This is a genomic window from Arthrobacter sp. TB 26 (genome assembly GCF_000427315.1).
GTDB lineage: Bacteria > Actinomycetota > Actinomycetes > Actinomycetales > Micrococcaceae > Arthrobacter.
In genome coordinates this window covers 17,882-36,815 of the sequence record NZ_AUPJ01000493.1, presented here as the reverse complement: position 1 = coordinate 36,815, position 18,934 = coordinate 17,882, and the positions used below count along the sequence as shown (strand labels likewise).

At 66.3% G+C, this 18,934-nt stretch carries 20 protein-coding genes, 1 tRNA gene, 1 other RNA gene and 1 pseudogene; 12 read left to right on the top strand and 11 right to left on the bottom strand.

Going from position 1 to position 18,934, the window contains the following annotated elements; all coding sequences use genetic code 11:
• On the bottom strand, positions 1 to 187 hold a 187-nt coding region (locus K789_RS0119525), incomplete at its 3' end, for a GntR family transcriptional regulator (protein ID WP_024368226.1).
• Between the two features lie 238 nt (positions 188 to 425).
• Between K789_RS0119525 and gndA the strand changes: the two genes are divergently transcribed.
• Together gndA and K789_RS0119515 are read left to right on the top strand one after the other, a co-directional pair.
• Entirely contained in the window at positions 426 to 1,862 is a 1,437-nt protein-coding gene (gene gndA, locus K789_RS0119520) for an NADP-dependent phosphogluconate dehydrogenase (RefSeq protein WP_024368225.1), read from the top strand.
• A 139-nt stretch (positions 1,863 to 2,001) separates the two neighbouring features.
• Complete coding sequence (locus K789_RS0119515) at positions 2,002 to 2,835, top strand: oxidoreductase (RefSeq protein WP_024368224.1); 834 nt, start codon at positions 2,002 to 2,004, stop codon at positions 2,833 to 2,835.
• A gap of 49 nt (positions 2,836 to 2,884) precedes the next feature.
• On the opposite strand, the gene epsC is transcribed toward K789_RS0119515, so the two are convergent.
• The 3 genes from epsC to msrA all read right to left on the bottom strand — a co-directional run bounded on the left by epsC (position 2,885) and on the right by msrA (position 5,035).
• On the bottom strand, positions 2,885 to 3,469 hold the full coding sequence (gene epsC, locus K789_RS0119510) for a serine O-acetyltransferase EpsC (RefSeq protein WP_024368223.1): 585 nt from the start codon (positions 3,467 to 3,469) through the stop codon (positions 2,885 to 2,887).
• Positions 3,470 to 3,506: 37 nt separating this feature from the next.
• The gene (cysK, locus tag K789_RS0119505) at positions 3,507 to 4,442 is read right to left on the bottom strand and encodes a cysteine synthase A (protein WP_024368222.1); all 936 of its coding nucleotides are present in this window, start codon (positions 4,440 to 4,442) and stop codon (positions 3,507 to 3,509) included.
• A gap of 68 nt (positions 4,443 to 4,510) precedes the next feature.
• Positions 4,511 to 5,035 carry a peptide-methionine (S)-S-oxide reductase MsrA gene (gene msrA, locus K789_RS0119500; RefSeq protein WP_024368221.1) on the bottom strand — a complete coding sequence of 175 codons (525 nt, stop codon included), beginning with the start codon at positions 5,033 to 5,035 and terminating at the stop codon, positions 4,511 to 4,513.
• A gap of 79 nt (positions 5,036 to 5,114) precedes the next feature.
• Here msrA and K789_RS0119495 point away from each other — a divergent pair, with 79 nt between their 5' ends.
• On the top strand, positions 5,115 to 6,038 hold the full coding sequence (locus K789_RS0119495) for a Nif3-like dinuclear metal center hexameric protein (protein ID WP_024368220.1): 924 nt from the start codon (positions 5,115 to 5,117) through the stop codon (positions 6,036 to 6,038).
• A gap of 62 nt (positions 6,039 to 6,100) precedes the next feature.
• Positions 6,101 to 6,838, top strand: coding sequence for a zinc ribbon domain-containing protein (locus K789_RS0119490; RefSeq protein ID WP_024368219.1), 738 nt, complete (start codon positions 6,101 to 6,103; stop codon positions 6,836 to 6,838).
• 59 nt (positions 6,839 to 6,897) lie between these two features.
• Here K789_RS0119490 and K789_RS0119485 read toward each other — a convergent pair whose 3' ends face one another.
• Both K789_RS0119485 and K789_RS0119480 read right to left on the bottom strand, forming a co-directional pair.
• Positions 6,898 to 7,662, bottom strand: a complete 765-nt coding sequence (locus K789_RS0119485; protein WP_024368218.1) for a YaaA family protein — start codon at positions 7,660 to 7,662, stop codon at positions 6,898 to 6,900.
• A 59-nt stretch (positions 7,663 to 7,721) separates the two neighbouring features.
• Positions 7,722 to 8,558, bottom strand: coding sequence for a slipin family protein (locus K789_RS0119480; protein WP_024368217.1), 837 nt, complete (start codon positions 8,556 to 8,558; stop codon positions 7,722 to 7,724).
• Between the two features lie 111 nt (positions 8,559 to 8,669).
• Here K789_RS0119480 and rnpB point away from each other — a divergent pair.
• Positions 8,670 to 9,063, top strand: an RNA gene (gene rnpB, locus K789_RS24210) — RNase P RNA component class A.
• A gap of 129 nt (positions 9,064 to 9,192) precedes the next feature.
• Here the strand turns inward: rnpB and K789_RS25740 are convergent.
• Complete coding sequence (locus K789_RS25740; protein ID WP_024368216.1) at positions 9,193 to 9,345, bottom strand: hypothetical protein; 153 nt, start codon at positions 9,343 to 9,345, stop codon at positions 9,193 to 9,195.
• 215 nt (positions 9,346 to 9,560) lie between these two features.
• On the opposite strand from K789_RS25740, the gene K789_RS0119470 reads away from it, so the two are divergent.
• The 5 genes from K789_RS0119470 (at position 9,561) to K789_RS23605 (ending at position 14,363) form a co-directional block, all read left to right on the top strand.
• Positions 9,561 to 11,171 carry a GMC family oxidoreductase gene (locus tag K789_RS0119470; RefSeq protein ID WP_024368215.1) on the top strand — a complete coding sequence of 537 codons (1,611 nt, stop codon included), beginning with the start codon at positions 9,561 to 9,563 and terminating at the stop codon, positions 11,169 to 11,171.
• A gap of 274 nt (positions 11,172 to 11,445) precedes the next feature.
• Positions 11,446 to 12,942: a glyceraldehyde-3-phosphate dehydrogenase gene (locus tag K789_RS0119465; protein WP_084507710.1), complete on the top strand. Its 1,497-nt coding sequence runs from the start codon at positions 11,446 to 11,448 to the stop codon at positions 12,940 to 12,942.
• Between the two features lie 80 nt (positions 12,943 to 13,022).
• Positions 13,023 to 13,232: a hypothetical protein gene (locus K789_RS0119460; RefSeq protein WP_024368213.1), complete on the top strand. Its 210-nt coding sequence runs from the start codon at positions 13,023 to 13,025 to the stop codon at positions 13,230 to 13,232.
• 129 nt (positions 13,233 to 13,361) lie between these two features.
• Entirely contained in the window at positions 13,362 to 14,165 is an 804-nt protein-coding gene (locus K789_RS0119455) for an HNH endonuclease family protein (protein WP_024368212.1), read from the top strand.
• A gap of 9 nt (positions 14,166 to 14,174) precedes the next feature.
• The gene (locus tag K789_RS23605; RefSeq protein WP_024368211.1) at positions 14,175 to 14,363 is read left to right on the top strand and encodes a hypothetical protein; all 189 of its coding nucleotides are present in this window, start codon (positions 14,175 to 14,177) and stop codon (positions 14,361 to 14,363) included.
• 169 nt (positions 14,364 to 14,532) lie between these two features.
• On the opposite strand, the gene K789_RS0119445 is transcribed toward K789_RS23605, so the two are convergent.
• Positions 14,533 to 15,513, bottom strand: coding sequence for a 1-phosphofructokinase family hexose kinase (locus K789_RS0119445; RefSeq protein ID WP_202805096.1), 981 nt, complete (start codon positions 15,511 to 15,513; stop codon positions 14,533 to 14,535).
• Positions 15,514 to 15,649: 136 nt separating this feature from the next.
• Between K789_RS0119445 and ppk2 the strand changes: the two genes are divergently transcribed.
• Positions 15,650 to 16,546 carry a polyphosphate kinase 2 gene (gene ppk2, locus K789_RS0119440; RefSeq protein ID WP_024368209.1) on the top strand — a complete coding sequence of 299 codons (897 nt, stop codon included), beginning with the start codon at positions 15,650 to 15,652 and terminating at the stop codon, positions 16,544 to 16,546.
• Between the two features lie 70 nt (positions 16,547 to 16,616).
• Positions 16,617 to 16,907: pseudogene (locus K789_RS0119435) on the top strand (alpha/beta hydrolase); the annotation flags it as partial.
• A gap of 10 nt (positions 16,908 to 16,917) precedes the next feature.
• Here K789_RS0119435 and def read toward each other — a convergent pair.
• From def to K789_RS0119420, 3 genes are all read right to left on the bottom strand, one after another.
• Complete coding sequence (gene def, locus K789_RS0119430; RefSeq protein ID WP_024368207.1) at positions 16,918 to 17,490, bottom strand: peptide deformylase; 573 nt, start codon at positions 17,488 to 17,490, stop codon at positions 16,918 to 16,920.
• A gap of 44 nt (positions 17,491 to 17,534) precedes the next feature.
• The gene (locus K789_RS0119425) at positions 17,535 to 18,689 is read right to left on the bottom strand and encodes an acyl-CoA dehydrogenase family protein (RefSeq protein WP_024368206.1); all 1,155 of its coding nucleotides are present in this window, start codon (positions 18,687 to 18,689) and stop codon (positions 17,535 to 17,537) included.
• Positions 18,690 to 18,807: 118 nt separating this feature from the next.
• Positions 18,808 to 18,880 (bottom strand) — tRNA-His (locus K789_RS0119420).
• Positions 18,881 to 18,934 lie beyond the last annotated feature (54 nt).

Below are 18,934 nucleotides of genomic sequence, written 5' to 3'. Positions count from 1 at the left end.
CCCGCTTGGTCGTCTCGACCAGGCCGAGCGACTGAAGGACACGCACCGCCTCGCGGACCACCGAACGGGACACCTTGAGCTCACCTTCGAGGTGCTCGGCCAGCATGATGTGGCCGGCCGGGAGTTCGCCTGCGACGATCCGGGTGCCGAGGTGCTCAATCGCGCGGTGGTGGAGGCTGGTTGACATAGTCGTAAGCATAGTGTGGCGGAGGCTGTTCATACCGTCGTTTCGGCGTGGACCGGCGGCGAGGGCCCGGAAATCATAGACTGTTTGTGACGCGCCATATTCCGCCACGTGGGCACTGCTTTCCCGCAACCCGCGGAAATACATATGGTTTATTGACAGCCACTGATCCCAAGAAGATGGTCCCGCCCCACGCGCGGGACGAATTGCACTCGTTGCACAGAAATGAATTGGAGTTTTGATGTCAGCACACATCGGTGTCACCGGCCTTGCGGTGATGGGGGCCAACCTCGCCCGCAACCTGGCCCGGAACGGCTTCACCGTTGCCCTGCACAACCGGTCGGTCGAGAAGACCGACGCCCTGCTGGCCAAGCACGGCCAGGACGGCGACTTCGTCCGCACGGAGACCCTGCAGGAGCTCGTCGACTCGCTGGAGAAGCCCCGCCGCGTGCTGATCATGGTCAAGGCCGGCAAGCCGGTCGACTCCGTGATCGAACAGCTTGAACCGCTTCTGGAAGCCGGCGACATCATCATCGACGCCGGCAACTCCCACTATGAGGACACCCGCCGCCGCGAAGCAGCGCTCGCCAAGAAGGACCTGCACTTCGTCGGCATCGGCGTCTCCGGTGGCGAGGAAGGTGCCCTCAACGGCCCCTCGATCATGCCTGGCGGCTCCAAGGAGTCCTACGACGCCCTGGGCCCGCTCCTGGAAAAGATCGCCGCGCACGTCGACGGCAAGCCCTGCTGCGCCTGGATCGGCACCGACGGCGCCGGCCACTTCGTCAAGATGGTCCACAACGGCATCGAATACGCCGACATGCAGGTCATCGGTGAAGCGTTCGACCTGCTGCGCTCCGGCGCCGGCATCGAACCGGCCGAGCAGTCCAAAATCTTCGCCGAGTGGAACAAGGGCGACCTCGCCTCCTTCCTGATCGAGATCTCCGCCGAGGTCCTTGGCCACGTGGACACGAAGACCGGCAAGCCGTTCGTCGACGTCGTGGTGGACGCCGCCGGCCAGAAGGGCACCGGCCGCTGGACGGTCATCTCCGCACTCGAACTGGGCTCCCCGACCTCCGGCATCGCCGAATCGGTCTTCGCCCGGGCACTGTCCTCCCAGACGGAGCAGCGCAAGCTGGCCCAGGAACTGCTCGCCGGCGGCGAAGCCGACGTCGAGGTCCCCGGGAGCTTCGTCGAGGATGTCCGCCAGGCGCTGTACGCGTCCAAACTGGTGTCCTACGCCCAGGGGCTGGACATGCTCACCTCTGCGGCCAAGGAATACGGCTGGGACCTGAAGCTGGATGAGATCGCCTCCCTGTGGCGCGGCGGCTGCATCATCCGCGCCGAACTGCTCAAGGAGATCACCAAGGCCTACGCCGCGGAAGAGAAGCCGGCCAACCTGCTGTTCGCCCCGGCGTTCACCCAGGCGATCGCCGATGTCCTCCCGGCCTGGCGCCGGGTGGTCTCCACCGCAGTCCAGCTCGGCATCCCGGTGCCGGTGTTCTCCTCCTCGCTGGCCTACTACGACGGCCTGCGCCGCAAGCGCCTCCCGGCCGCCGTGATCCAGGGCCAGCGCGACCTCTTCGGCGCGCACACCTACGGCCGCGTCGACACCGAAGGCACCTTCCACACCCTCTGGGGCGAGGACAAGTCTGAAATCGAGGCAGTGGACACCCACTAGTTCCGCAACTGACGCCTTCGGCCGGTGCTCCCCGTTACTCTGGGAGCACCGGCCGTTCGCGTTCCCCCGAATCGCGCCCCGGTGTTGTCGCAGTGTCCGTCACAGTTACTGTCCCGTCAGCGTCCCAGGAGTGCAGCAGATGACCCAGCCCGTAGCTTTTGTCACCGGTGCCTCCACCGGAATCGGTTATGAGACCGCCTGGAAGCTCGCGGCCCGCGGTTTCACCGTCTATGCCGGCGCGCGCCGGGTCGAGAAGATGGAGCCGCTCAAGGCCCACGGAGTGACGGTTGTGGCGCTGGACGTTACGGACGAGGAATCCATGACCGCCGCCGTCGAGCAGGTGATGGCCGGCCACGGGAGGATCGACGTCCTGGTGAACAATGCCGGCTACGGCTCCTACGGCTCGCTTGAGGAAGTGGAACTGGCCGAGGGGCGGCGGCAGTTCGACGTCAACCTCTTCGGGCTGGCGCGGATGACACAGCTGGTGATCCCCGGAATGCGGGCCGCCGGGCGGGGGAGGATCATCAACGTGTCCTCAATTGGCGGGAAGATGTATGAGCCGCTGGGGGCCTGGTACCACGCTACGAAGTTCGCCGTCGAGGGCCTGAGCGATTCGCTGCGGATCGAACTGAAGCCCCACGGCATCGACGTCTCCATCATCGAGCCCTCGGGAACCGAATCCGAATGGGGCGCCATCTCGGGCGACAGCCTGCTGGCCACGTCCGGCGGGGGACCCTACATGGACCAGGCGAAAGTGGTGGCGGCAGCGCTGGCGTCCACCGTGGGTTCCACCATGTCCACGTCCCCGGGCGTCGTTGCCGACGCCATAGTCCATGCCGCGACGTCCCCGAAGCCCAGGACCCGGTATCCGGTGGGCAAAGGTGCGCGGGCCATCCTGCTGCTGCGGCGGCTGCTCCCGGACCGGGCCTTCGACGTCGTGATCTGGAACATCTACAAGCGGTTTCCCGCGTAGCGACCGCCGCAATGCCAGGAGTGCCGGGTCCGGTGGCGGCCGGCGCCGGCTAGATCCGGTATTCGATCTCGTACTCGGCCGGGTCGACGGCGGGCTTGGTCTCGCGCTGCGCATCCCGGTGGCGCCAGGTGGCCGGCACACCGGTGAGGATCGATTCGGCCGGGGCGTCCTTGACCACAACGGCGTTGGCCCCGATGGCGCTGTCCCGGCCGATGGTGATGGGGCCCAGGACCTTGGCACCGGCGCCGATCACCACCCGGTCCTCGATGGTGGGGTGGCGCTTGATCTTGGCCAGCGAACGTCCGCCGAGGGTGACACCGTGGTAGATCATGACGTCCTCGCCGATCTCGGCGGTCTCACCGATGACGACGCCCATCCCGTGGTCGATGAAGAAGCGGCGGCCGATCGTGGCGCCGGGATGGATCTCGATGCCGGTCAGGAACCGCGCCAGCTGCGAGACCAGCCGGGCCGGGAAGCGCAGCGCAGGGTTCTGCCACATCCGGTGCGTCAGGCGGTGGGCCCAGATCGCGTGCAGCCCGGAGTAGGCAAAGAAGTTCTCAAAAGAACCTCGGGCCGCCGGGTCGTGGGACCGGGCGGCGTCGAGGTCTTCCTTCAGTCTTGCGAAAAAGCTCACAAAGACCTTTCTACGAAATCTTGGGACAAGGCTGGACTCAGCCGCGGATGTCGTCGTACAGCACGGTGGAGATGTAACGCTCACCGAAGTCGCAGACAACAGCAACAATAAGCTTACCGGCGTTCTCGGGCCGCTTGGCGAGTTCCAGGGCTGCCCAGACGATCGCGCCGGAGGAGATGCCGCCGAGGATCCCTTCCTTGACGCCCAGTTCGCGGGCCACGCGGACCGAGTCCTCCAGGGTGGCGTCGATGACCTCGTCGTAGACGTTGGTGTCCAGGATTTCCGGGATGAAGTTGGCGCCGAGGCCCTGGATTTTGTGCGGGCCCGGAGCGCCGCCGTTGAGGATGGGGGAGTCCTTCGGCTCGACGGCGATGATCTGCACGTCGGGCTTGCGCTCCTTGAGCACCTGTCCGACGCCGGTGACGGTTCCGCCGGTGCCGACGCCGGCGACGAAGATGTCCACCTTGCCGTCGGTGTCGGACCAGATTTCCTCGGCCGTGGTCTGGCGGTGGATCTCGGGGTTGGCCTCGTTGGCGAACTGCTGGGCCCAGATGGAGTTCTCCGTGTTGGCCACGATCTCCTGGGCCTTTTCCACGGCGCCCCGCATGCCTTCGGAGCCGGGGGTGAGCACAATCTCGGCACCGTACGCGCGGAGCATGACACGGCGTTCGGTCGACATCGTTTCCGGCATGGTCAGGATGACCTTGTAGCCTCGGGCAGCGCCGACCATGGCCAGGGCGATGCCGGTGTTCCCGGAGGTGCCTTCGACGATGGTGCCGCCGGGCTTGAGGGCGCCGGACTTCTCCGCGGCGTCGACAATCGCGACACCGATCCGGTCCTTGACGCTGTTGGCCGGGTTGTAGAACTCGAGCTTGACTGCAACGGTGGCGTCAAGGCCTTCGGTCAGCCGGTTAAGCCGGACCAGCGGGGTGCCGCCGACCAGCTGGGTAACATCGTCATAGATCCGTGCCATGGGTGTCTGCGCCTGTCTGTTGAAGAGGGAATACTGAGGTCAGCCTAACGAGGGCCTGCAGGCCCTAGCTAAGCATTAAGCCATGCAGAGTAATATTTCCTGGCCTTGGCCAGCTTCGGATTGATGATCACCTGGCAGTACCCCTGCTCCGGGAACTTGCCGTAGTAATCCTGGTGGATTTCCTCCGCCCTGTGGAACAGCGGCAGCCGGCTGACCTCCGTGATGATCTGGTGCGCCCACAGCGACTGGTTCCGTTCGATCGCCTCTTCGAAGAGGATCTTCTCCTCGGTCGTCTCGTAGAACATCGAGGAGCGGTACTGGGTGCCGACGTCGTAGCCCTGGCGGTTGAGCGTGGTGGGGTCGTGGAGGGCGAAGAACATGTCCAGGATGACCTCCGCCGGGATGACTTCCTCATCGAACGTCACCGCCACCACTTCGGCGTGGCCGGTGGTTCCGGAGCAGACGGCGTAATAGTCGGGGGTGCGGTCATGGCCACCGGTGTAGCCCGAAACAACCGCGCTGACACCCTTGGTTTTCTGGTAAACGGCGTCGAGGCACCAGAAGCAGCCTCCGCCGAGGACAAAAGTTCTCATGCTCTCTTCAATGGTTGAAGTGCCCCGATGATTCCCGGCGTCTGCGGGACCGGCCGGCCGATAGGGTAAAAATGGGGGTATGGAACCTGTAAACACCGACGTTTCAGCCGGCCAGTCCGACGGAACCAACGCTGCCGGCCACGGATCCGGGGAAACGGCCGCGGCGCCCACCCTGGGTATGGTCCTGCTGGCCGTCGAGGAACTCTGGCCCGAATCCCTCGCGGAAGACTGGGACGAGGTGGGCCTCGTGGCCGGGCACCCCGCCGCCCAGGTGGCCAGGATCCTGTTCGCCGTCGATCCCACCCTTGAGGTGATCGAGGAGGCGATCGAGTACGGCGCCGAACTGCTCATCACCCACCACCCGCTCCTGCTCAAGGGTGTTACCTCGGTCGCGGCGACCACCGCCAAGGGCCGGGCAGTGCACCGTCTGATTGAGTCGGGGACCGGGCTTCTGACGGTACACACCAACGGCGATTCCGCCGTCGGCGGTGTCTCGGATGTCCTGGCGGACGCGCTGGGCCTGCAAAATGTAGCTCCGCTTTCCCCGGCCGCGAACGGCCTGCCGGAAGAAGGGATCGGGCGGGTGGGTGACCTTGCGGAAGCCCTCACCCTGGGCGACTTTGCCGCGCGCGTCTTCGGCATCCTCCCGGCGGTCGCCGGGGGAGTGCGGGTGTCCGGGGACCGTAACGGCCTGGTCTCCCGTGTGGCCGTCTGCGGCGGGGCCGGCGATTCCCTGCTGGGCGAGGTGCGGGCCAGCAACGCCGACGTCTACCTCACCGCCGATCTGCGGCACCATCCGGCGTCGGAAGCCCGTGAGGCGGCCGTCGACGACCGGCCCTATCTTATTGACGTTTCCCACTTCGCCAGCGAGTGGCTGTGGCTGCCCGCCGCCGCCGAGGCCCTCGGCAATGTACTAAGCGACCAGGGCCACGACGTCGAAATCCGGGTCAGCACCACCAACAGCGACCCGTGGGACTTCATTCTGACTCCGGGCGGGGACTAGAGTCTAGGGAGCGCCGACACGGTGCCCGGCTTCGGCCGGCAGGGATTTAGCGGAGGTAAATAGTGGCCAAGGCAGCACCGGCGGAACAGTTGAAGTTGCTCGAATTGCAGGGACTTGATGCGAAGCTCAAATCCCTGTCCAACCGCCGCCGAAGCCTTGAAAGCGACTCCCGGATCACCGATCTTGAAGCAGCCCTGAGCGTGGCCAGCGGTGAACTCGGCGCCGCGAAGGTAGCCGTCCACGACGCCGAACTGGAGCTCAAGCGGGCCGAGGCCGACGTCGAGCAGGTCGCCTCCCGGATTGAACGCGACGAGGCGAAGCTCAACAGCGGCACCGGCCTTTCCAAGGACCTCGTGGCCCTGCAGCGCGACCTCGTGTCCCTGAACAAGCGCCGCTCCGACCTGGAGGATGTTGAGCTGGAGGTCCTTGAACGGCTGGACTCACTCCGCCTGCGCCAGGCAAGCCAGCAGCAGATCGTTGACGACATCCAGGGCTCCTTCGGCTCCATCCGCTCCGAACTGGACGAGCAGCTTGCGGAGATCGCCGCCGAGGCCACGGTGGTCCGCGGCAAGCGTGCAGAGTTCGCCGACGGGTTGGACGCCGGCCTGCTGGCGATCTACGAGAAGACCCTGGCCAAGCGCGGCGTCGGCGCGGCCCGCCTCTTCCACGGAACGTCCGAGGGCTCGGGCATGCAGCTGAGCCCGGGCGACCTCGCTGAAATCAAGGCCGCGGCCGAAGACGACGTCGTGTTCTGCCCGGATTCCGGCTGCATCCTGGTCCGCTCCTCCGAGTGGGCCTAACCCCCAACTAACTCGCAGCAGGGGCCGTTTTGAGCGCTCAAAACGGCCGCAACTGCGAGCTAGTTGGGCAGGATGAGGTTGAGGGCGTGCGGCTTCCGGGCGGTGCCCTCGACCAGTTCGACGGTCCACTTTTCGGCCGCTGCCTTCTGCAGCCGGGCCGGAGTCTGCGGCGGCTTGCCTGGGCGGGTCAGCAGGTGCCGGGCGAGTTCGCCCCGGGTGTGCTTGGCAAAGTGGCTGACCACCTTCCGTGCGCCGTTGACCTCGGTGTAGACGTTGACTGCGACGGTCTGCGGCGGCGGGGGAGTCCACGCGGCAGCGTAGGTGCTGGAGCGGCAGTCCACCAGCAGTTCACCGTCCGTGGCGGCCGCAAGGGCCTCCTTGAGTTGCGGTTTCCAGAACGACGCCAGGCGTCCGACGTCGGGCAGTGCGGTTCCCATCGACAGCCTGTAGGCCGGCACCCGGTCGCCGAAGCGGATGGCCCCCCAGAGCGCGGAAATGACCAGCACTGATTCGTCCGCTTTCTTCCGCTGCGCCGGGGTGAGGGAGTTGTAGTCGAGCGCGTCGTACAGCACCCCGGAGTAGACCTGATGGGCAGGGGCCGCCGGCTCGGCGTGCAGCCTCGTGTTGCGTTCGACGTCGGCCCACAGCGAGGCGCCGACGCCCAGAAGCGCCAGGGCGTCCTCATGGGCGCTGACCGTTCCGAGCCCCTCCAGCACCCTGGCCCGGCCGGCGTTCAGTCCGGGGAAGCTCAGGGTGGTCCAGTCGACGGCGTCGCCGGCCGCGGCGGGGGTCTTGCCTTCGGAGGGCGGCAGCAGAATCAGCACCGTCCAATCCTAGTGGGCGCTCCTGACGATGGACCGCCGCCGGGCGGGGCGCCGGCCGGTCAGGCCGCCTGGACGGGTGGAAGCTGGGCGGAGGAAGCCTGGGCCGCCTGGGCCGCCTGGGCTGCCTGGTTTTCGCGCGCGAGGAAGGCAGACAGCTCACCGATGGTGCTCATCAGCGGTGCGGGGAACACCACCGTCGAGTTCTTGTCCACGGCGATTTCCACCAGGGACTGCAGGTTCCGCAACTGGAGTGCCAGCGGGTGCGCCATCATCGTGTCCGAGGCCTCGCCCAGCGCGGCAGCGGCGATCGACTCTCCCTCGGCGGCGATGATCTTTGCCCGCTTCTCACGCTCGGCCTCGGCCTGGCGTGCCATGGCGCGCTTCATGGTCTCCGGCAGCTGGATGTCCTTGAGTTCCACGAGGGTGACCTCGACGCCCCACTCCAGGGTGAGGGCGTCGAGGATCTCGCGGATGTCGCTGTTGATCCGTTCCGTTTCCGAGAGGGTCTGGTCCAGGCTGTGCCGGCCGACGACTTTCCGCAGAGTGGTCTGGGCGATCTGGTTGATGGCCGCCGACACGTTTTCGATCGCCACCACGGACTTCACGGCGTCAACGACCCGGTAGTAGGCCACCGCCGAGATGTCGACGCTGACGTTGTCCTGGGTGATGATGCCCTGTGACTGGATCGGCATGGTCACGATCCGCAGGCTGACGAGGTTGAGCTTGTCGATAAACGGGATGATGAAACGCAATCCGGGCATCCGGACGCCGACCACCCGGCCGAGCCGGAACAGGACCCCTTGCTCGTACTGCCGCACAATTTGGATCGCCATCTTGGCCAGCACGACCACCACAACCACGACGATCAGCCACATGATGACTGCGGTCCAGTCCATCGGAATCGTTCCTTAGATTGGGGATACTTCCTGCCTAAATTCTCCCACCGGCGGCCCGAAAAAGACCCGGGTGAGGTGGCTGCTGGAGGAGACCGTAGAATGGACGGCGGATGGGTTGACCAGGCGGCCGCGCGTCACGCAAGTGGCTCGAGGAACGTCCGGGCTCCGCAGGGCAGGGTGGTGGGTAACGCCCACTCGGGGTAACCCGCAGGCCAGTGCCACAGAGAACAGACCGCCTGCATGCGGCGCGTGCTTGCATGGGCTGCAGGGCAGGTAAGGGTGAAACGGTGGTGTAAGAGACCACCAGCTTCCCGGGTGACCGGGAAGGCTAGGTAAACCCCACCCGGAGCAAGGCCAGACAGGGCACGTTCGAGGGCTGCTCGCCCGAGTGTCCGGGTAGGCTGCTGGAGGGCGTCGGCAACGGCGTTCGTAGATGGATGGCCGCTACTCCCGCGCTGGCAACGGCGCGGGAACACAGAACCCGGCGTATCGGTCAACCCATCCATTCACACATTCCCCGTGTCTACCCCGGGAGAATTTTGCCTCACGCGGCGCCGCCCTCCTTGACCGCAAACGAAAGCGGCGGCCGGCACCGTGTGGTGCCAGCCGCCGCCGGGGAAGACCAAGTTTCGGATCAGGCCTTAGCCTTCCGCTTCACCCAGCCCCACACCCCTGTTGCGACAAAGAGGACCAGCCCAATGACGGCCAGCCACAGCAGGCCCTTAACGGCAAAGCCAAGAATCGAAAGAACGAGCCAGATGATAAGCAGTGTGATTATTAGTCCCATACGGACATCCTAAGGGCCAAGACGCCACAACCAGCGCATATAGGGCGCCTGCAGGTCCGGCCAGCCGTCGCCGTTGCCGGGACGCAATTACTCCATTTTCCTCTTCCCGGCGGCGCTGGAGGCTGAAGCGATTGCTTGACATCATCGCGGCGGGACCAGAGACTGCAGTGAACGGTCAAGTAACGGTGCGGTCAGCGAAGAGCTTAGGAGCAAGAGTGCCGGACGAGGGAGCATACGACTACGTGATTGCAGGCGGCGGCAGCGGCGGCAGCGTCCTGGCCGGCAGGCTGAGTGAAGACCCCTCAGTCACCGTTCTCCTGCTGGAGGCCGGCAGATCGGACCGCCATCCGTTCATCCACGTCCCGGCGGGTTTTCCGAAGCTTAAGGGCGGCCCCTACCAATGGGACTACGCGAGCGTTCCGCAGAAGCACAGCAACGGCCGCCGCATCCCGCTCGCCCAGGGCCGCGTGCTGGGCGGCGGCGGGTCCATCAACTCCCAGGTCTTTACGCGCGGCGTGGCTGAGGACTACGACAGTTGGGTCACGGACTATGGCTGTGAGGGCTGGTCCGGTGACGAGGTGAGCAAGTACTTCGTTCGCTCGGAGTCCAACAGCCGGCTCTCGGCGCCGCACCATGGAACCTTGGGCCCGCTCGGAGTCTCCGACCTCCTGCGTCCGCACAAGCTCTCAGCAGCCTTCGTTAAGGCGGGCCAGGAGTTCGGGCTGCCCTACAACAGCGATTTCAACGGGGCCGAGCAGTACGGCGTCGGCTTCTACCAGACCACTACGAAGAACGGCCGCCGGTGCAGCGCGGCGGTCGCCTACCTGAAGCCGGCCCGCAAGCGGAGCAATCTCACCGTCCGCGCCAACGTGACTGTCTCCAAGGTGATCGTCAAGAATGGCCGGGCCGTCGGAGTCCAGGCGATTGAAGGCGGCCACGCGCGCACGTACACGGCAAACCGTGAGGTGCTTGTCTCCGCCGGCGCCTTCGGCTCGCCCAAGCTGCTGCAGCTTTCGGGCATCGGCGACCCGGCCGATCTTTCCGCGGCCGGCATCGATACCCTTCATGCCCTGCCCGGTGTTGGAAAGAACCTGCAGGACCACTGCGACATCGACATCGTCTACGAACTCACGGACTACCACAGCCTGGACCGGCTCAACCAGGTGCGCCCGGCCACCGTCCTGGCTGGCGTCGAATACCTCGCGTTCCGTTCGGGTCCGTTCGCTTCAACCCTGGTCGAGGCCGGTGGCTTCAGTTACGCCAACAAGGACGAAAAGACCCCCGACCTGCAGTTCCACTTCCTTCCCGCCGCGCGGATGGGGACCGGCGCCGCCGCCCTGAAACCCGGCTTCGGTGCCACGCTGAACTCGTACTTCCTGCGGCCCCGGAGCCGGGGAACGGTTCGTCCGGTGTCTTCGGACCCGGGCCAGGCGCCTCTCATCGATCCGAACTACCTCGCCGACGACTACGACCTTGAAATGGCCATCGCCGGCGTGCAGCAGAGCCGCCAGATCATGGAGCAGTCGTCGATGGCGGCGCTCACCAAGACGGAGCACATTGGTGATGGCACCCGGGTGGAAACCCGCGACGAGTACGTGAAGTTCGTCCGCTCCTTCGGCCGGACCTCCTACCACCCCGTCGGCACGTGTGCCATGGGAACCACCGATGAGTCCGTGGTCTCGCCGCGGCTCAAGGTCCACGGGCTCGAGGGATTGCGCGTGGTTGACTCCTCGATCATGCCGCGGCTGGTGAGTGCCAACACGCAGGCGCCGACCATCATGATCGCGGAAAAGGCCGTCGACATGATCCTCCAGGACGCCCGGTAGCAGACCTGAAGAGTCCGTGATCCCAGCCGGCCCCCGGCGCCGTGTGAGTCATTTCACGCGTCACCGGGCACCGGACCTTGCCGGGCCGCCGGTAGAATGGACGGTGAACGTAGAAGTTCTGCCGCCGGGTCTGCGTTCGCAGCCGGCGGCTTTTCTTTGCTCGACACAGGCACCCGGGGTGGACCGAAGCCCCGGAGCTGAGGTTCCGGACACCCTCCGGCAGCCGACTTCCGCATACGACGCCGTATGTGGTGGATTCTAGGAAGGTATTTCTGTGAGCCAGACGTCAGATTCTTGTCTTGATACGTGGATGGGCCGGGAGGCGCTCGCCGAGGCCATGATCCCGGTCATCGGCCGGCTGTACCGCGAGAACAACGTGGTCACGTCCATTCACGGCCGCAGCCTGATCAACAAGTCCACCATGAACATCCTCAAGGCGCACCGCTTCGCCCGCCGGATGAGCAAGGAAGAACTGCGTCTCGAAGAGACCGCCCCGCTGCTGGACGCCCTGACCAAGCTGGACCTCGGCGCCGCGGCCATCGACATTGCCCGTCTCACCGAGAAGTACCGGGTCGAGGGCAACGGTGCCAGCCTGGACGAATTCCTCCGTCAGGAACTCGCCGAGGTTGTTGGCAGGCGCGGCGGCGACGACCGCACCAGCACCGACGTCGTCCTCTATGGCTTCGGCCGGATCGGCCGGCTCCTGGCCCGTCTCCTGGTTGAAAAGGCCGGCGGCGGGCACGGCCTGCGGCTGCGTGCGATCGTGGTCCGCCGCGGCTCGGACAACGACCTCGCCAAGCGCGCCAGCCTGCTGCGCCGCGACTCGGTCCATGGCTCCTTCGAAGGCACCATCAAGGTGGACCTCGAGAATGACACCATCACCGCCAACGGTGTCCAGATCCAGGTCATCTACTCGGACAACCCCGCAACGGTCGACTACGCCGCCTACGGCATCCACGACGCACTGGTCGTCGACAATACGGGACGCTGGCGCGACGCCGAGGGCCTCTCCCAGCATCTCAAGAGCAAGGGCGTTTCCCGGGTTCTGCTCACGGCTCCGGGCAAGGGCGATCTCAAGAACATCGTTCACGGCATCAACCACGCAACGATCACCGATGCGGACAAGATCGTCTCCGCGGCTTCCTGCACCACGAATGCCATCACCCCCGTCCTGAAGGCGATCAACGACCGCTACGGCGTGGTGCACGGCCACGTGGAGACCGTCCACTCCTTTACCAACGACCAGAACCTGATCGACAACTTCCACAAGGGCGACCGCCGCGGGCGCTCCGCCGCACTGAACATGGTCATCACCGAGACGGGTGCCGCCACGGCAGTCGCCAAGGCCCTGCCGGAGCTCCTCGGCAAACTGTCGGGAAGCTCCATCAGGGTTCCCACCCCGGACGTCTCCCTGGCCATTCTGAACCTGAGCCTGGAAAACGGCACCACCAAGGATGAGGTCAACGACTACCTGCGGGAGATGTCGCTGCACTCGGAGCTGCGGAAGCAGGTCGACTACATCGATTCACCCGAGGTTGTCTCCACCGACTTCGTCGGCTCACGCCGGGCAGGCATCGTCGACGGTCTGGCCACCATCTCCAACGACAAGAACGTCATCCTCTACGTCTGGTACGACAACGAGTTCGGCTACAGCTGCCAGGTGGTCCGTGTCATGGAGGAAATGGCCGGCGTGAACCCTCCGTCGTTCCCCGCCAAGGACGCGGCAGCAACGCTGGAGGCAGCCGGCCTGCCCGTCGAGGTCGAGGCCTGACCGCCCATCCTGCGAACGCTGTTCCGCCTTTCCCGGCCGGTCCTCTGGAATCGGCCGGGAAAGGGCACCACAATGGTGCAATGGAACAGAACTCGGCAGTGGAGCACGAAACCACCCTGGAACACGCCCTGGACGTGGCGCGGCGGAACGCCAAGGAAGCCAAACGGCTCCTCGACGATGCCCGCGCCAAGCATGCGGCCGGTGAGGTCGACCAGGCGCGGGTCCGGCAACTCGAATCGCTCCTGGACCTCGCCAACGAAGACCTTGTGCGCGTGACGAAGGAGAACTAGCGGGCTACTCCTCCTCCACACTGTGGACAACGCCCGCAGCGACTGGGGCCCGGCCTAGGCTTCGGGGGTGGAAAGAAATAGTCCCGCCCCGGAACTCTCCGGGTCCGAACACACTGCCCGGGTGCCGGATTGACCCTGACGTGGCCGGAGTTCCGGCGGGCGCGACGCCGGTCCCGGCAGGCGTGGGTCCTGCTGGCCGCCGCGGCACTCACTGGTGTCGCGGGGCTCGGGTGGTTCTTCACCGTTGGGCAGTTTGCCGCCGTCGAGCCGCCCACAGATGGACCCAGCGAGGCGCCAGTGCTGGCAGCCGGCTGGATGAACGGCGTCGCATCCGTGCGGCCCGTTCCAGCCGGCTCCGCCGCGGCGCTGCTGGACACGCTCACGGTGAAGCGGCCGGCGGCCCAGGACAACTACGACCGCAGCGCATTCGGCCAGGCCTGGCTGGACGTGGACCGCAACGGTTGCGATACCCGCAACGACATCCTCCGCCGCGACCTTACGGGTGCCGAGTTCACCAAGGAATCCGGTTGCCGCGTGGCCGCCGGGACGCTCCGGGAACCGTACACCGGCCGCCAGATCACATTTAGCAGGGGAGCCGGCAGCAGCAAGGCCGTGCAGATCGACCACGTCGTCGCATTGGGAGATGCATGGCAGAAGGGAGCCCAGCAGCTGACTGCCGGGCAACGCGAGGACCTGGCCAACGATCCGCTGAACCTCATCGCCGTCGACGGCCCGGCCAACCAGGACAAGAGCGCGTCCGACGCCGCCACCTGGCTTCCGCCGAACAAAGCCTTCCGCTGCCACTATGTCGCCCGGCAGATCTCGGTGAAGGCAGCGTACCTGTTGTGGGTCGCTCCGGCGGAGAAGGACGCCATGAAGCGGGTCCTGGCCTCCTGCCCCGGACAGCAGACGATTGTCGCGGCCGCTCAGTAGACTGCAGCCATGGATATCGTCGACTCCTGGCACACCGGGCCGGCGTGGATGGACCTGGCCGGCGGCGTCGGCGAGGACGGCGTGCTTCGGTTGAATGGCTCCTACTCCGCCCCAACCGGTCCGGACTGGGGCTGGCAGATCCACATCAGCCCGGCGGAGGGACGGATCACCATGCACAACGTCGTCCCCCGGGCATGATGCCTACCAGGTCGTCGATCTGCTGACCCGGGTCGCGGGCTAACCAGTCCTTTGCCTGGGCGGGCGGAACCGGACGGGCCGGATTTCGCCTAGATGACGAGCCTGACAGGGCCGGCAGTTTCGGGTCCGCCTTGATGGTCGCCGTCTCCGGGGACCGCATCATCCGGCTTCACCGTCCGGCGCCCCCATCGACGGCCTGGGCGGTGAGTTCGGCTTCCAGCCGTTCCACATCCTCGCGGTGGCAGAGTTCGGTGGCGGATGTGGTTACCGTGGCGCTTCCGGCCGCGACGGCGGCCCGGAGCGCGTCCTCGAGGGTTCGGCCCTGGGCCAGACGGAGCACGAACGCGGCCAGGAAGCTGTCGCCGGCTCCGACGGTGCTGGTCACCTTCACCCGGGGCACGGCCATCCGCAGGATCCCGGATTTCGAGGCGAGCACTGCTCCCTCCCCGCCGAGGGTCAGCGCGACGTGTTCCGCGGAGCCGTCCGCGACCAACGCCGCGGCCGCCTCGACCTGGCTTTCGTCGCTCTCCAAGGTGGTTCCAAAGTGCAGCCCCAGCTCCCGTCGGCTCGGCTTCACCAGGAACACCCCCTCGGCGAGGGCTTCGGCCAGGGCCGGTCCGGAGGCGTCCACGATGCAGCGTGCATCCTGCTGCCGCGCCAGCCGGGCCACCTGGGCGTAGAAGTCCTCCGGAACGCCCGGCGGAAGGCTGCCGCTGGCCACGACATACCCGCCCACGGGAATCGAGTCCGCCACGAGCGCCAGGCATAAGCGCCACTCGGGCTCACTCAGCTCGGGGCCCTGGAGCACGAAGCGGAACTGCTTGCCCGTCGTCGTCTCATCAACCGTGAAGTCCTCCCGGGTGCTCCCGTGGATCGGCACCGCCAGGGTGGGGACGCGTTCGGCTTCGATGAGGCGGCGGTATGCCTCTCCGGTGGGCCCGCCGGCGGTGTAGACCGCCAGGGTCCGGCCGCCGAGGCGCTGCACCACCCGGGACACGTTCACGCCGCCGCCGCCCGGGTCGAGGCGGCTGGTGCCGCAGCGCAGCTTGTGGCCGCTGATGACCTGCTCAGTGGTGGTGCTGACGTCCAATGCGGGGTTTACGGTGAGCGTGAGGATGGGCTGCATCGCCATCGGTCTGGGGGGTTCCATGGCCCAAGCATAGGAGCACGGGGTTGCCGGTGTCCCGGGGCAGGACGTCCCCTTGTGGCCGGTCGGCTGCTCCGCGAGAATGGGCGCGGCAGGATGGGCGACACGAGAGTCCGCCGCAACGAGTGGAACGGGAACCATGGCACATCGCAAGGGCGGCGACGGCAAGGCCGGCTCCGGCAAGGTACAGGCTGGTCGGAAGGGCACCAAGGGGCCCGATTCAAACGGGTCAAGGCGGTTGGCCCTTAGTGTTTACGAGGCCGAACTATTCCGGCTCCAGGCCGAGCTCGTCGCGCTGCAGGAATGGGTCCGCAGCACGGGCGCCCGCGTGCTGGTGATTTTTGAGGGACGCGACGCCGCCGGCAAGGGCAGCGCGATCAAGCGGGTCACCGAATACCTGAATCCGCGCGTTGCCCGCATCGTGGCGTTGCCGGCCCCGACGGAGCGGCAGCGGGGTGAATGGTATTTCCAGCGCTACGTGGAGCATCTTCCCGCCGCCGGGGAGATCGTCCTGATGGACCGCTCCTGGTACAACCGGGCCGGCGTCGAACATGTGATGGGATTCTGCACGCCCACGGAACACAAACGCTTTATGGCCCAGTGCCCGGTCTTTGAACGCCTGCTGGTCCAGGACGGCATCCTGCTGTTCAAATACTGGTTTTCGATCAGCCACGCGGAACAGGAGCGGCGCTTCAAATCCCGGCTGGATGATCCGATGCGGCAATGGAAACTCTCACCGATGGACCGGGAAGCGATCCTCCGGTGGGAGGACTACTCCCGGGCCAAGGACGACATGTTCATGCAGACGGATACCGCCGAATCGCCCTGGTATGTGGTCGAGGCGGAGGACAAACGCCGGGCCCGGATCAACATGATCGCCCACCTGCTCTCCAGCATCGACTACACCGAAATCCGGAGGGAGCCGGTGACCCTGCCGGAAAGACCGAAGGCCGTCAACTACACGCGCCCGCCGCGGGATCTTTTCCGTTACGTCCCGGACCAGGCAGCGATCCTCCAAAAGCCCGGCGAGGACTAGCCCGCCGGCGGGGAATTATTGGACCGGTCCGGTGCCGGGGCCCGTCCCGGGCAGGTAGGGTACCGGGGAGCTGCGGGCCATCTTCCGGGCCCGTGCCGTCCCGCAGCCCAAGGGCGTGGCCCGGGACCAGCAGCGGCTGCACGACGAGCGCCGCTATGACGTCCCGGCCACCGTCATCGCCTGCGAGTTTCCGTCCTCCATGCTCATCGAAATGGTCGCGGCCGGCCACCCGTATGTCGCGGAGCTCGGCAGCGTCCGGGACGTCGACTACGTGGACCTTCCCACCGGGCACTGGCCGCAGTTCACGAAGCCCGCTGAACTCGGGGCGGCGATCCTGGCCGCCGTCGAGCGGAGACCGTGAGCCAAGGACCCTAGTGCCCGAAGGGGTCCGGGTCCACGCCCGGCATCCAGGTCAGCCCGGGGACCCCCCAGCCGCTCTTTTTGGCCTGTTTCATGGCCTTGCGGGCGTACCGGTCGATCAGCCGGTTGACGTAGAGCTTGCCGTCGAGGTGGTCGTATTCGTGCTGGATCACCCGGGCGAACCACCCCGTAGCCTCAAAATCTACCGGGTTGCCGTCCCCGTCGAAGCCCTGCACCCGGGCCCATTCCGCGCGTTTGAGCGGGTACTGCCCGCCGGGGAAGGACAGGCAGCCTTCCTCTTCCTCGTCCGGATCCGGCAGCGCGCCGGAAATCTTGGAGAGGGTCAGCACCGGGTTGACGACGGCGCCGGACGGCGGGGCGCCGTCGTCGTTGTCGTACTTGTAGATGAAGAGCCGTTTGCCGACCCCGACCTGGGGCGCGGCGAGACCGACGCCGTTGGCGGCGTCGTTGGTCTCGAACATATCGGCGATGAGCGTCCGGAGTTCGTCGTCGAAGACTTCAACCTCAGCGGCTCGCCGGTGCAGTACGGGCTCGCCCCAGATCGTGATGGGCAGAACGGTCATGTCAGCTGGTTCCTCTGGTGCGGTGTTGTCAAAACGGAGCCGGGTCAGTCGGCGATGGTGCGGCCGACGACGTCGCGCATGATTTCGTTCGTGCCGCCGAAGATGGTCAGCAGCCGGGCGGCCAGGAAGGCCTGCGCCACGGGGTATTCCAGGATGTAGCCGTAGCCGCCGTGCAGCTGGAGGCACCGGTCGGTGACGGACTTGGCCCGCTCGGACGCCCACAGCTTCGCGCGGGCGGCGGAGGCGGCGTCGAGTTCCCCGGCGTTGAAGGCCTGAATGGCCCGGTCAACGTATGTTTCGGTGACTTCGACCTCGGTGAGGATGTCGGCCAGTTCAAAGCGGCTGTTCTGGAAGTCGATGATCCGCTCGCCGAAGGCGTTACGGTCCTTCGTGTAGCGGACGGTCGCCTCGTAGACGGCCCGGACGACGGCGGAGCTCGCCACCGCGATCGCGAGCCGGCCCTGGGGGAGCTGCTCGGCGGCGTACTGCAGGCCCTTGCCCTCTTCGCCGACGAGGTCCGCGTGCGGAACCCGTACGTTGTCGAAGAACAGCTCTGCGGTATCCGACGCCTTGAGGCCCATTTTGTCCAGCTGGTTGCCGGCGGTGTAACCCTCGCCCTTGCGGACCATGAACAGGGAGAAGGAGTCCTGCTTCCCCCGGCCGGCGCTGCCGTCGGTGCGGGCCAGGACCAGGGAGGCATCCCCGGAGATGCCGTTGCCAATGAAGGTCTTCTGCCCGGTGATCAGCCAGTCGTCGCCGTCACGGACGGCTTTAGTGCGGATGCCGCGGAGGTCCGAGCCCGCGCCGGGCTCGGTCCAGGCGATCGAGGTGACTGTTTCGCCGGAGACCATGCCGGGCAGCCAGCGGCCCCTGAGGTCGTCGGAGCCGTAGGCCAGCAGGTGGGGGAGCACCATGTCATCGTGGAGGTGGAAGGCCAGGCCCACCGCGAGGTGGTTGCTCTTGGCGAACTCCTCGTCCAGCACGGCGCGGAAGCGGTAGTCGTTCATGCCCATGCCGCCGAACTCTTCCGGCACGGCCAGGCCCAGCAGGCCCTGCTCGCCGGCCGCCGTCCACAGCTCCCGGGACATCATGTGGTCCTTGTCCCATTGGGCGTAGTGGGGGGCAATGGCGCGGGTGTTGAACTCGGCGGCCATCTCACGGAACATCTCGTGGTCTTCTTCAAAAAGCTTGCGCTTCATCGCGATTCCTTCCGTTCACAGTCCGTGGGACGGACGACTGCACAGACAACAAAGGCCGCACCGGATATCCGGTACGGCCTTCGTCTAAGGTCGGACAATTACTGCCGTCCTTCATGAGGGTGAGCGACGGGGGTTGAACCCGCGACCTCCTGGACCACAACCAGGCGCTCTGCCAACTGAGCTACGCCCACCATGTGCCCCGCCAAGCCTTCCGGCGAACCGGCTGGCTGAAAAGGCAACGACAA